Origin of the sequence: Exiguobacterium sp. s48, from assembly GCF_018617395.1 — a bacterium.
Taxonomy (GTDB): domain Bacteria; phylum Bacillota; class Bacilli; order Exiguobacteriales; family Exiguobacteriaceae; genus Exiguobacterium.
In genome coordinates this window covers 99296-113273 of record NZ_JACSKC010000002.1, presented here as the reverse complement: position 1 = coordinate 113273, position 13978 = coordinate 99296, and the positions used below count along the sequence as shown (strand labels likewise).

10 protein-coding genes are annotated in these 13978 nt (G+C 47.8%); 6 read left to right on the top strand and 4 right to left on the bottom strand.

The window, feature by feature from the left end; all coding sequences use genetic code 11:
* Positions 1–9 precede the first annotated feature (9 nt).
* The 6 genes from KNO66_RS10925 (at position 10) to guaC (ending at position 8748) form a co-directional block, all read left to right on the top strand.
* Positions 10–1212 (top strand): NAD(P)/FAD-dependent oxidoreductase, encoded by a 1203-nt coding sequence (locus KNO66_RS10925; RefSeq protein WP_214742508.1) that lies wholly within the window; start codon positions 10–12, stop codon positions 1210–1212.
* Between the two features lie 47 nt (positions 1213–1259).
* Complete coding sequence (locus KNO66_RS10920; protein ID WP_214742507.1) at positions 1260–1913, top strand: hypothetical protein; 654 nt, start codon at positions 1260–1262, stop codon at positions 1911–1913.
* Positions 1914–2036: 123 nt separating this feature from the next.
* Positions 2037–4046 carry a catalase gene (locus tag KNO66_RS10915; RefSeq protein ID WP_214742506.1) on the top strand — a complete coding sequence of 670 codons (2010 nt, stop codon included), beginning with the start codon at positions 2037–2039 and terminating at the stop codon, positions 4044–4046.
* Between the two features lie 162 nt (positions 4047–4208).
* Complete coding sequence (locus KNO66_RS10910) at positions 4209–5393, top strand: MFS transporter (protein WP_214742505.1); 1185 nt, start codon at positions 4209–4211, stop codon at positions 5391–5393.
* Positions 5394–5505: 112 nt separating this feature from the next.
* Positions 5506–7566: a PAS domain S-box protein gene (locus KNO66_RS10905; protein ID WP_214742504.1), complete on the top strand. Its 2061-nt coding sequence runs from the start codon at positions 5506–5508 to the stop codon at positions 7564–7566.
* A 198-nt stretch (positions 7567–7764) separates the two neighbouring features.
* A complete protein-coding gene (guaC, locus tag KNO66_RS10900; RefSeq protein ID WP_214742503.1) occupies positions 7765–8748 on the top strand; it encodes a GMP reductase in 984 nt (327 codons plus the stop codon).
* Between the two features lie 21 nt (positions 8749–8769).
* On the opposite strand, the gene KNO66_RS10895 is transcribed toward guaC, so the two are convergent.
* From KNO66_RS10895 to KNO66_RS10880, 4 genes are read right to left on the bottom strand one after another with little or no spacing between them, the layout of a single operon-like run.
* Positions 8770–9204, bottom strand: coding sequence for a GNAT family N-acetyltransferase (locus KNO66_RS10895; RefSeq protein ID WP_214742502.1), 435 nt, complete (start codon positions 9202–9204; stop codon positions 8770–8772).
* A complete protein-coding gene (locus KNO66_RS10890) occupies positions 9201–10058 on the bottom strand; it encodes an MBL fold metallo-hydrolase (RefSeq protein WP_214742501.1) in 858 nt (285 codons plus the stop codon). Before KNO66_RS10890 ends, KNO66_RS10895 begins: the two co-directional genes overlap by 4 nt.
* The gene (locus tag KNO66_RS10885) at positions 10046–10801 is read right to left on the bottom strand and encodes a P-loop NTPase family protein (protein WP_214742500.1); all 756 of its coding nucleotides are present in this window, start codon (positions 10799–10801) and stop codon (positions 10046–10048) included. The genes KNO66_RS10890 and KNO66_RS10885 overlap by 13 nt, the downstream gene beginning before the upstream one ends.
* A gap of 2 nt (positions 10802–10803) precedes the next feature.
* Entirely contained in the window at positions 10804–13971 is a 3168-nt protein-coding gene (locus tag KNO66_RS10880) for an EAL domain-containing protein (RefSeq protein ID WP_214742499.1), read from the bottom strand.
* Positions 13972–13978 lie beyond the last annotated feature (7 nt).

Sequence of the window (13978 nt, the reverse complement as noted above, 5' to 3'; positions counted from 1 at the left end):
ATGAGACCGATGGAATTGTATAACGGAGACTTGTATTGGCCAACGACTGAATCAGATGACGTCGTGTTAGAGAGACCTGACAAAAAAGAGCATTACGACGTACTCGTCATCGGAGCCGGTATGTCCGGAACGTTGACGGCATATACACTACATCAGGATGGGGTCGATTTCGCGGTGCTTGATGGACGAAAAGTCGGGACAGGCAGCACGTCGGCCAATACGGGTTTAATTCAATATTCAAATGACATCATGTTACATGAACTCGCAGAAAAAATCGGCGAAGATGCGGCGGTACGCTTCTATCAATTATGTCTCGATGCGGTCGAATCACTCGAACAGGTGGCAAAAGATGTCGATGCATCCGATATATATATTCGACGGGACAGTCTTTGTTTTGCGAGTGAAGAGACTGATGTTGCCAAATTGAAACGTGAGTATGAGATGCTGTCTAAACACGGTTTTGACGTAGAGTGGTTGGACCGTGAAGCGTTACGCGAACGTTTCCCATTCGAAAAACCGGCGGCCCTCATCACAAAAGGCGATGCCGAGGTCAACCCGCTCACGCTCAGCCGTCAAATCATCCGCCATTTATCAAAACAGAACGTCCCAATTTTTGAAGAAACGGCGGTGGATGAGGTCGTGGCCGATTGTGACGGATGGCTCGTCTTCACCTCGAATGGGACATTCAAGACGAAGAAAGTCATCTTTGCGACAGGTTATGGGCCTGCTCCCCTACTTGATTCCCATCGGATCGACTTGAATCGGTCATACGCCATCGCAACGAATCCGATTGCCGAGTTTAGTGAATGGGAAGGTCGAGCGCTCATTTGGGAGACGAAACGACCGTATCTCTATTTGCGCACGACTCCGGATGGACGAATTATCGCAGGCGGGCTTGACGAAGACAAGGCAGAGACACCGCACGACGAGGCGCTCATGAACAACCGGGCGGAACGGGTGAAAGAAAAAATCGCCGAACTGTTCCCGATGTATGACTTAGAAGTCGATTATGCCTGGGTCGCCTTGTTTGGAGAATCGGTGGACCAACTCCCGTTCATCGGGGAGCACCCGAATCGACCGAACTTGTTTTATTTGCTCGGATATGGGGGAAATGGAACGGTGTATAGTATGCTCGGCTCTCATATTTTGAGTGCCCTCGTTCGTGGTCAGTCGCATCCCGATGCGGACCTCGTTCGTCTAGATCGAACGTAACCCCCGACACATTGGGGGTGTTACATAATTGAAGGAGTGCTTTTGGATTGAAGAAAAAGAGAAAATCAAAAGGGGTATACCGATTACGTCGTCTCGCCGTATTCCTTGTCCCGCTTGGCTGTGTCATTTGGTTTTGGCCACAGGAATCGTCCCCTACAACGCAATTGAAGTCTGAACACACTTCTATTTCCGAGGAAATATATACGATTGAAGAACGTACACCCATTGAAGAAGACGGTGTCATTCGATATGAGTATGATATCGTGGTGCATAACGAACCAAGTACCGATGAACTACAATCGATTAGTCATGATATCATCGATGACGTCCGACAGTCTGATCAGTTCCAGGCCGCCTTATTACGTTTTTATGATGATGCTGCCTATGTCGGGACGGATCCTCCACTCGGTGAAGCCGTATTCGCTCCGGAAGGCGACTATGCGCTTGCGGACTGGGTGGAACCCGGCCAAACCAACGACATGACGTTCGGTTGGCAACTGCGGGAAAAAGAATGGACGAGCAAATTGACCGATTCAGAGATTCAGATTTGGAGATCATGGCAAGACCAATATACAAAGCAGAATCCTGACGACCCCGACGTGAATGCGAAAGTGACACGCGTCATTTCTACAGAGTACGAACTCGACCCTAAAGTGGTGCAACAAATCGTATTGAAACAGCATGTGTGGGCCGCATTATAAATGTTTGTGTGAAATCTCTCTTTTTTGAAAAAGAGGGATTTTTTTAGTGGCGTTAGGGAACACCGATACAGTAGGTCAAACGGTGACTTACGACGGTCAGTCATACTTAAGGGAGGCAATCACATGGGGAACAAGAAAGAAGAGCAGTTAAAACAACATACGATTGATAACGAACAACAAGCTGGCTTGACGACGAACCAAGGTCTGAAGATGGCAGAAGACGAATTCTCGCTGAAAGCAGGACGTCGTGGTCCGACATTGATCGAGGACTTCCATTTCCGTGAGAAGATGACCCACTTCGACCACGAGCGGATTCCAGAGCGAATCGTCCATGCGCGCGGCGTAGGAGCACATGGAGAGTTCCAGGTGTATGAACCGCTCGCCGAGATCACAAAAGCGGACTTCTTGAACGACCCTTCGAAAACGACACCCGTATTTGTCCGTTTCTCGACCGTTCAAGGCTCACGCGGATCCGCCGATACGGTCCGTGACGTTCGTGGTTTTGCGACGAAGTTCTACACAGACGAAGGGAACTACGATTTAGTCGGAAACAACATCCCGGTCTTCTTTATTCAAGATGCCATCAAGTTCCCCGACCTCGTCCATGCCGTGAAGCCTGAACCACATACGGAAGTGCCGCAAGGGGGAAGCGCGCACGATACGTTCTGGGATTTCGTTGGACAAAACCATGAAACGGCCCATATGGTCATGTGGGCGATGAGCGACCGCGGGATTCCACGTAGTCTACGCATGATGGAAGGGTTCGGGGTGCATACGTTCCGTCTCGTGAATGCGGAAGGAAAGGCACATTTCGTCAAGTTTCATTGGAAACCGAAGCTCGGGGTTCATTCACAAGTATGGGACGAAGCCCAAAAAGCAGTCGGGAAAAACGCTGACTTCCACCGCGTCGACCTCTATGAAGCAATCAATAAAGGTGACTATCCCGAATGGGAGCTCGGCCTGCAGCTGATCCCAGAAGAAGATGAGTTCAAGTATGACTTCGACATTTTAGACCCGACCAAACTGTGGCCGGAAGAAGAGATTCCAGTGAAACTCGTCGGGAAGATGACACTCAACCGGAACGTCGACAACTTCTTTGCAGAAACCGAACAAGTCGCCTTCCATCCGGGTCATCTCGTCCCAGGAATCGACTTCTCGAACGATCCGCTCTTGCAAGGTCGTCTCTTCTCGTATACGGACACGCAGCTTTCGCGTCTCGGCGGACCAAACTTCCACCAGATCCCAATCAACAAGCCCGTTTGTCCGTTCCACAACAATCAGCGGGACGGGATGCATCAGATGGCCGTCCACAAAGGTCAGACGAGCTACCACAAAAATGCGCTCAACCATAACCAGCCGGAACCTGTACCAGCCGACCAAGGCGGGTTTGAGCACTATCAAGAGAAAATCGATGGACATAAGATTCGGGGACGTAGTGACAGCTTCCTTGATTTCTATTCACAGGCGAAGCTCTTCTATAACAGCATGACCGATGTCGAGAAGCAACATATCCAAGATGCTTGCAGTTTTGAGCTCGGAAAATGTGAGTCCGACATGGTGAAAGAGAACGCCGTCGATTTATTGAACCGCATCGATCGTCATCTCGCTGAAGTCGTCGCCGACAACTTGGGGGTAACCGTGCCAGACGAGAACAATGAGGTCCAATCAGATAAGGCGTCCCCTGCCCTCTCGATGGCGAACACGATCAAAAAGCCTGATACGAAGAGCGTCGCCCTTCTCCTTGCCGGTGACGTGGATGCAAATCAGGTGAAACAGTGGGTGCAGACGCTCGCCGACCACAACGTCAACTATAGCCTCGTCGGTAAGAAAGCGTATATGCTTGGTGACTTGAAAGTGAAAGAGACGTACGACACGGTCGACTCGAGCCTCTTCGATGCCGCGTTCTTAGTGAGTGCCGCAACCTCGGTCGAAGATGACGTACTCGAATTTATCGAGAACACGTATAAGCACTATAAACCGCTCGCTCTACACGTACACCATAAAGAGGCACTCGCCACGTGCCGCGTGAAGACCGACCAGCCTGGCGTCTTCATGTTTGATGAGCACAATCTCAATGGATTTGATGCGTTCATCGACGGGATTGCGACTGCCCGTTTCTGGGATCGCGCTTGATGACTTCACTCGACTCATATTTTGGGTCGAGTGTTTTTGATTCTGACGAATTCAATTCGTTTAATGCGTCATCTCGGACAATTCTCCCTCCGATTTGGTATACTCATTTAGTTATGTTTATTAACTATTCGAATTTGAAGAGAAAAGGAGGCGTCGTGTTCGATGCAACAACCTATTCAAAAACTATGGACGAGAGACTTCTTGATCATCTCGCTCATCAACTTTTTCCTGACGCTCATCTTCTTCTTATTGATGGTGACCATCGGAGTGCATGCTGTCGAGTCGTACGGGGCGACAACAAGTCAGGCAGGACTCGTCACTGGTATTTTCATCATCGGAACGCTGACCGGGCGCCTATTCATCGGTCGACTGATCGACTCGATCGGTCGGAAGAAGACGCTTTATATCGGACTTGTCTTTTTCACCGCCACTATTCTACTTTACTTCGTCCATTGGGGCGTCGGTTTCTTACTATTCACTCGATTCGTACATGGACTCGGGATGGGATTATCGAGTACGGCAACGGGAACCATCGTTGCGCAAGTTATTCCTGCGACACGAAAAGGTGAAGGAATCGGGTATTATAGTATGAGTTCTACTCTGGCGACAGCCATCGGGCCATTCGTCGGATTACTTCTTAGCCAACATACAAGTTTTACTGTGATTTTCGCTCTCTGTTTCGTGATAGGGGTCGTCAGCTTGGCGAGTACGTTCTTCGTCAACGTACCGGAAGTCGATGCGCCAGAAGTCGTTCGCGGTTTCTCTTTGAAATCGTTCGTTGAGCCAAAAGCGTTACCGATTGCTCTGATTATCGGTATGGCTGCATTAAGTTATTCGAGCGTCTTATCCTATATCAACTTTTATGCGAGCGAACTCGACTTGATTGAGGCGGCAAGTATCTTTTTCCTCGTCTATTCAGTCGCCGTTCTGTTATCGCGCCCGGTTACAGGGAAGTTGATGGATGCGCGCGGGGCGAACGTCGTCATGTATCCAGCAATCGCGATCTTTGCCGTCGGACTTCTTGTGCTTAGCCAGGCAACTAGTGGTTTGATGCTTTTACTCGCAGGGGCGTTGATTGGATTAGGTTTCGGGAATATCCAATCTGGCACTCAGGCAATCGCCGTCAAGGCCTCTCCCCCTCATCGAATGGGGATGGCCACGTCGACCTTCTTTATCGCACTCGATGCTGGTCTAGGATTCGGCCCCTACTTTATTGGATTATTAATTCCATTGACTGGATTCTCGACACTTTACTTGATTCTTTCTGGCGTCGTACTGTTTACCATTTTCTTGTATTATGTGATGAGCGGACGAAACGAACAAAAACAATTAAACGAAGCTGCTTGACGGGATGTACGTACATCCCGTCTTTTTTTGAAAGTTCACACATTTGGTCGAATGATGCGGTAAGATAAAAATGACGTGTAAAAAATAGAATGATCGAAATGAGGGAGACGAGATGAACGCTGACCAAACACTTCAATACAATGCATCGATTTTGTTACGGACGTTCGATAAAATTTCAGACTATGTGTTCTTTATGGAAGTCGATGGATCAGCGTATCGGTATGTCTTCGTAAATGAACCAGGCAAACGAGCAATCAACTGGTCGGATGCGGATATCGGAAAAACCATCGATGAATTGGTTCCGACTGAAACCGCCGCTCTTATTACGCAACATTACGATGAAGCCATTCGAACAAAAAAGAGTGTCGTTTACGAAGATTATCGCCTTGCCGACTCTTTTTATACAGATACTGTGGAGGCAGACGATGTATTGACGCTTCCGCTTCATTATTTCGAGTCAGAAGTAACACCGATTTTTAATGATGACGGAATCTGTACACATATCGTCTCTGTCGTACGTGAAGTGACAGAACGGAAGCGTCGCGAACTCGAACTGTCCATCTTGAAAGATCATCACGAGTCGCTACGACGATATTCTCCACACGGTATCTTTGTTCTCGACCATCACTTGAACATTAAATCAGTTAACCCGGCCGTTACGGCCATCACAGGATATGCCGAAAAGGAAATTCTTCATCAACCGTTCCTTCACTGGCTCCCGGAGAGTGAACGATCTCGTGTTCGAAAAGGATTGCAGTTCACCCTTTCAGGCATTCCACACAAGTATTCCGTATACGCCGAACATCCATCCGGTGAACGACTCGACTTGTCCGTTCTCAATATCCCAATCGAGGTCGGTGGAAACATTACTGGTTTATTCGCGATCATCATCGATTTGACGCCAGAGAAGAATGCTGAACGTGCCACGGTCGAAAGTGAACGTCGCTACCGTCAATTGATTGAAACGATTCCAGAAGGTATCATCGTCCACCAGGAAGGGAATATTTTATATGCGAACGCGATGGCACTCGCTACAATTGGCGAAACCTATCTAGAGAGTGAATCGATTTTTTCCTTTATCGCGGAGGAATACCATCAGTCTGCCAGAAAACGAATCGCCTCTCTTGAACTCGGCGGTCCTGTTCAAGATACAGAGATGGTCATCGTGACACCAAGTGGTGACCATCTTCAGATGGATATTAGCAGTCTCCTCATCGACTACGAGGGTGAAACGGCCGTCCTAACGATTTTGCGAGATGTCACCGAAAAACGTGAAATGGAACAAGCCTTGAGACAAAGTGAGTTGCAGTATCGATTGATCACAGAAAACATGAGCGACCTCGTCTGTATTTTAGAACAGGGAGGAGTTGTTCGTTACGCATCTCCATCTCATCGCTCCGTTCTCGGTTTTGCAGCTGGGTATTATGAAGGGAAGAACACGCTTGATTACATACACCCTGATGACATCCATGTCGTGCGTGAACAGTTAAAAGAATTGAAAGAACGAGATGTTTCCTTGACACTCGAGTTCCGCCATTTCCATGCCGACCAGCGCTGGATTTGGCTCGAAACGAAAATACAGGCCATTTACGATGAGTCTGGACACCTGCTCCACTACTTGACGGTTAGTCGGGAAATCATGCAGCGAAAAGCGCTCGAGAAACAACTAAAGCATTTGGCGTATCATGATACATTGACCGACTTACCGAATCGTCGCTTCTTCCTCGCCTATCTCGAAGAGGCGATTGATCGAACCGAATTCGAACAGGAAGAGTTGGCCGTTCTCGCCCTTGATGTCGATCGTTTCAAACAAATCAATGATACGTTCGGTCACGACGCGGGCGACGAACTCTTACGACAACTTGCGCGCCGATTGACTTCGGTGCTTCGAAAACAAGATATGATTGCCAGACTAGGCGGTGATGAATTTGCCGTCCTCATTCGCTTTACCGACCCAACAGCCTTGCACCGCGTTGCAGAGAAAATTATTCAAGCACTCCAGCGACCATGGGAGATTGATCATCATACGTTCATCACGACGTCAAGTGTCGGTGGTGCGCGATATATCAAAGGACTATCGACTAAGCAGTTATTAAAACGTGCCGACCTCGCTCTATATGAAGCAAAAGCAGGCGGACGAAATCAATATGCACTCGCAAAGGACTACGTATAAGTAGTCCTTTTTTCACGTGAAACATTATATCGAGTCTAAATCCGAACATTAATGAGTATTAAATTAAACTTTATTCATTTTTAGGTTATTTTTCTGAAGTTTCCCTTTGACTTTAGCCTTCATTCACGTTATATTACCGAATGGGCGAAGTTTTTCTATTGTTCAATCTATTAATGTTCGTGAATAGGGGTGCGATATATGGATAAAGTATTTGATTATGAAGATATTCAATTAATTCCTGCAAAATGTATTGTCGACAGTCGTTCGGAATGTGACCAGACCGTCGAGCTCGGGGGCTTCACGTTCCGCTTACCGGTCGTTCCGGCTAACATGCAGACGATTATCGATGAAAAGGTCGCATTGATGCTGGCTAAGAACGGGTATTTTTACATCATGCATCGCTTCAATCCAGAGACGCGCCTTGCGTTTATCCAAGATATGCATGAGAAAGGTCTCTATGCCTCAATCAGCGTTGGGGTGAAAGAGGATGAGTATGGATTTATCGAGATGCTTCAGTCAACCGGACATACACCAGAATTCATCACCATCGATATCGCACATGGACACTCGAATGCGGTCATTCGCATGATTCAGCATATCAAACACCATCTTCCTGGGTCATTCGTCATCGCGGGGAACGTCGGGACACCAGAGGCCGTTCGTGAATTGGAGCATGCCGGAGCGGATGCGACGAAGGTCGGAATCGGTCCTGGTAAGGTGTGTATCACGAAAATCAAAACTGGATTTGGTACAGGGGGTTGGCAATTGGCGGCACTTCGATGGTGTGCCAAAGCAGCGACAAAACCAATCATCGCGGATGGGGGCATCCGTACTCATGGTGACATCGCCAAATCGATTCGTTTCGGCGCTTCGATGGTCATGATTGGTTCATTGTTCGCCGGACACGATGAATCACCGGGGGAAACGTTCGAGCAAGACGGAAAGCAACTGAAAGAGTATTTCGGCTCAGCATCCGAGTTCCAAAAGGGTGAGCGGAAAAACGTCGAGGGGAAAAAGATGTTTGTCGAACACAAAGGGGCATTGCAAGATACATTGACCGAGATGGAGCAAGACCTCCAGTCGGCGATTTCTTACGCGGGTGGCGACAGTCTCGAGGCATTGCGCACCGTAGACTATGTCATGGTGAAAAACTCAATCTTCAATGGGGATAAAGTATATTAAAAGGCGACCTCGTGTCGCCTTTTATAGTTCCTTCATCATCATGTAATAATCTGACCCCGGTGGATAGTCCGGCAACACTCCTGCGACTGTATAGCCGAATCGCTCATAAAAAGGTTTCGCTTGAAATGAGAACGTCGTCAGCTTCACACGCGTTGCACCGAGCGACTTCGCTAACGCCTCCCCTTCTCGAAGCAATTGACTACCGATGCCTTGACCATGAAAGTCTGCATCGACCCAAAGGCGGTCTAAATCGAACCATCCCCAATACACGCTCCCATACAAGCCGGCGATCATTCGTCCTTCTTGCTCGACTTTCAACTGAATAGTCGGCACGTGCGCCTTGCGAATGTCACGATGATGTGTCGAGTGGACATTGTTATAATCGCGCAGCTTTCCAGTTAAAAACTGTTGAAACGACTCGTTCTCCTCGTGAATTCTTTTGATGATATGTGTCATTTCCTCACCGTCCCATTCACAAAAAACGAAATCAATTCCTCCTCTTCATCGTTGATCTCACGATTGACGAGCGAAGCGTATGATTGCGTGATTTTATCACCATTTCCCGGGAAATCTCTAGAAATGGTGGCGATTCTTCTTAATGCCAGACAATCTTCTGCGAACGCTTCACGACTCACCATCTCACCGTGTGACCAGACAATCTGTTGGGCATCAAACGCCTCCAATAGATCCAACAACCGAAGGGTTTCTTCCGGAGTCATTCGCCGTGTCGGAGAATAGATGTCCGCGTATAACGCGTCTCCTAAAAATAGAACCCGCTCTTCTACGACATACAGGACAACCGCATCTTTTGCATGGTCTCCTCCGACATGCTGTAACACGACGTGAACGCCACCAAGGTCGAGCGTCAGCGACTCTTGAAACGTTAGCGTGGGCAACACGATTTTGATATCGCGCGTATCTCCATACTCTTCTCGGATCGCCTGGGCACAAAACTCGATTTCAATCCTTTTCTCCACCCGTTCATCGAGAGAAGCATCATCCCAAGCATACGGAATGAGTTTCTCCATCCCTTGTTTTGTTGCCTCACTCGCAATAGAAACCATCCCTGCAAGCGCAGATAAACCAAAGATATGGTCCCAATGCCAATGCGTCAATGCGACCATCGAAGGCGCGCGGAGGCCTTGTTTCTCTAGCTGTTCTAAAAAGAATGATGCGTGCGACACGGAATTACCCGCGTCAATGAGTAGGGTATGCGTATCGCCGACAACCGCACCGAGAATCGGTCGGTCTGTGCGGTCGACCGGTGTCATATACCAAAAACGATCCGAATGTTTAATCAAGGTTTGCATGAACGAACAGACTCCTCTTCCAATATATTCGTTAATTCTTCGAATGAACGTCGCTCATCGTTTTGAATCTGAACGTGGTGAAGCGGGAGTCGTTCCAGTAGTTCGAGCTCACGACGCTGACGTTCCACTAAAATCTCAATCGTTCCGGCTACCCCCTCACGCCTATGGTTCACACCATAGGCACCGCTCGTATAATACTCGACAAAGCCACCTTGCCATTCCATCGGTCGTTCATCATATATGATTGGAAAAATGCGTGCGACGTCATTCAACGCCAAATAAACGACCATCGGATCAATCGGTTTTAGGATGTCCGCGATCTCTTGGACGTATGCTTCCATATCCGCTAACGGAACGTCTTGAGAAACCATTCCAATCGTGAAAGGATTTTGGAGCAACGCACATTCAAAGATGACGTCCTGTTCTTCCCCCTCTACCTTTTGAACATACCGTCGCCAGCGTTCGCACATGATTCGTGCGTGAAGGGCGAAAGGTAGCTCGTAGACGTCCGTTCCGACACGTTCTTCGCCATCATCATAACGGACGAGCCATCCCCCCTCGATTTCATCGAGAATGCGACCAGTTGACGGTTTCTCCTCGACCCAATAGACATCATGCACATCTACCGGGTGTGACGCATCCACTTCCGAATAAAATTTACCATTACGTTTATCTTGTAGCATCTCGGCAAACGTAGATTTCCCACTTCCCGGTAATCCTTCAATTAGCCATAATTTCCCCATCTTCAAATCTCCTTATCTGAATATCCATCATACTGAAACCACTGATTTCCCCCATTGTTCTTTGCAATATACATCGCCGCATCCGCTTGTTGAAGAATCGAATCCACCTTTTCAATCGGTTGCGCCGTACTCACCCCCACACTTGCCGTGAGATGGACAACTTCTCCGTTTGACGCAACTATTTCCCGAGAAATTACATCATTCATTTCATGCACACCCGACGGTTTGCCCGCTTGCACGATCATATATTCATCGGCAGAGTAGCGGTACACCTGACCTCCAAATGTCTCCACGAACCCGCTTAATCGTTGAGCGAGTTCAATTAATAATTCATCGCCAATCAAGTAACCATATTGATCGTTAATCCGCTTAAAATCATCGATATCAACTAACATCAATGTGAGTGTATTCGAGCGTTGCGTCTGCTTAAATAAGTCTGTCATCAGCGTGTGACGGTTACATAATTTCGTCAATGGATCTTGTGTTGCGATGCGAATCATTTCACGTTGCTTACGCTCTTTTCGAATCCCGTTCTCTAACCATCTTGCGAGCAATCGTACCGTATCACTCAACTCTTGAAGCGTGTCCCCGTCCAATTGATCATTTAAATTGCCTTGCTCCGCTAGTAAAACAATCCAGCCATATACTTGATGTTTATGTGTCAATGGGAAACTAACCATCGTCGTGAACTCGACTCCATCCACAATCAGTTCCCCTTCTTGCAACGTTTGCGATCCGACCGTTGTCAATTGATGAAGCGCACGCAGATTTTCCTCTTCCCAATTCAGGTGAGATACCCCATTCCCAACAAGTAGACGGTGCGGTGGTTCAATCGAAAAGATGACCGCATGTGAATAACCAATCCAGTCCAATAGAATTTCTTGAACGCGTGCCAATTGATCCTTGAACGGCATACGAAATGCTGTCGCTTCATACAACGCCTCTATCGTTTGCTGACGATTCATTTGTCGTCGAGCGGCTTCGGTATGTTCAATTTCTGTCATCACCCAATGTGTGAACGTTTCTAGCGTTCGCAGGTTCTCTTCGGTAAACGTCCTCGCCTGGCCATCCACTACACAGAGTGTCCCGATGACATGACCTTGTTTCGTCCGTAGCGGCACACCTGCATAAAATCCAATTCGTCCGAGCCATGGACTATCACTTTCAATCGCTTCTGCTGCGACATCTTCAATCACGACCGGACGTTCCGATGTGACGACCCGATTACATAGCGTCCACTCTCGCTTCAAGTGAGCCGATTCGAGGTCGATGCCGACACACGATTTAAACCATTGTTGGTCCGTCGTCATGATGGAGATGAAAGCGACCGGCATCTGAAAAGTTTGCGCGACCAATCGGGAGATGCGATCAAATCGTTCCTCTTGGGGCGTATTTAAAATCTCTAGTCGTAATATGGCTTTAAGTCGTTGCATCTCATGTGCATCCAAAGAAGGATTCAGCATCTGGGACGGTTGTTCGATTCTCGCCAACATCGTCTGGTGGGTATACAAGAGTTCAAGCGCGCCATCTAAATCATCAAGTGTCATTGGACGACTGAAGAAATACCCTTGAATCTCATCACAGCCAAGTTGACGTAAAATCCGATATTGCTCTTCCGTCTCAACCCCTTCGGCCGTCACGTCTAACTCTAATTTTTTGGCGAGTGAAACAATCAGTTTGACGATTTCATACTCTTTGAGCCCACTTTCCTGGTCAAGTTGTGCCACAAACGAGCGATCGATTTTAATCCCATCGATTTCGAAGAGCTTCAAGTAATTCAAAGAAGAGTAGCTCACCCCAAAGTCATCAATTAACAATCGGAATCCTTGCTGCTTTAACGACTCGACCGTTTTGATGGCTGCGACCGGTTCATGCATCAAGGTGTGTTCGGTCACCTCAAACTCAAATTGCTCCGGTCGAAGGAAGTAAGAGGAAATAATGGATACCAACTCATTCATATGATGTTCATGGAACAAGTTCGGTGACACATTCACAGCCACACGACGACCTTCAAATTGTTCGGGATGTGAAGACACGTCCTGACATACTCGGTTCATGACGAACCGTGTCACGTCTTCGATTAGTAAAGATTGCTCGGCCACGCGAATGAATGTTTCTGGAGAGACGAATCCGAGAACCGGACTTTCCCAACGAATGAGTGCCTCAAAATGAATCGAACCGTCCATCGATACTTTCGGTTGATACACCATGTATAACTCATTTTGTTTTAGTGCTTTTACTAACTCTGCTTCAATCATCACTTCATCGATGTAGCGTTGCACATACTCGTCATGTTCATATAAACGAATCGTTTGATTTCCTGTCTGACGTGCTTCTAATAGAGCGGTCGAAGCGTTCATGATGATGCGGTCGGCATCCGTCGTGCCGGCACCGATTCCGATACAACTCGATAATGGAAATTCCGCATCTGCGACCTGGTAGGAATGACTGGCAATCACGTCGAGCAGATGCTCGGCATACATATACGCCGTCTGAATGGGGACGTGGGGCAACACGGCGATAAAGTCCTCACCGTCTACCCGACCGATGATCGAACCTTTCGGAAGCGTATTCGCCAATTGACGCGTAATGTCTTTGATCAATTGATTGGAGCGTTCTACTCCTTGGAGTGACATCATCATCTTGAAACGATTGATGTGAAGCCGCATCACGCTCGTCTCTTCTGTGCTCTTTTGTTCGAACAATTGATCAAGTTCTAATTTGACTTTCATCAGGTTCGGCATACCCGTCAAATAGTCGATATGCTCGATGCTTCGCAATAGTTTAATCTCCGCTTCCTCTGACAAATCTGTCGTCAAACTGAGTACGTAACGAACAAGACCAGTCTCATCCTCGATCGGCACGAGCATCGAGGAGGCGAAGCGGGCCGTATTGGAGTCGATGTTCATTTGCGACATGAAATAGACCGGTTCCCCCGTTTCGGCAACTACATCGTAATGCTCGATGAGTTCATCAGCCACTTCCGAGCGATACATCTCATGTAAATAACGGCCTTCTACATCACTCGGAAGCGAAGAGGCCACTTTCCCCTGCTCGCTCACACTCACGTAGCGATAGCCTTCCTCTGTCACTTCCATTAGAAATACCATCCGATACAAGCGTGTGAACAGCTCGAATAGATAATATGGGTCGCCTTTCATCCGTTGCATCGTATCC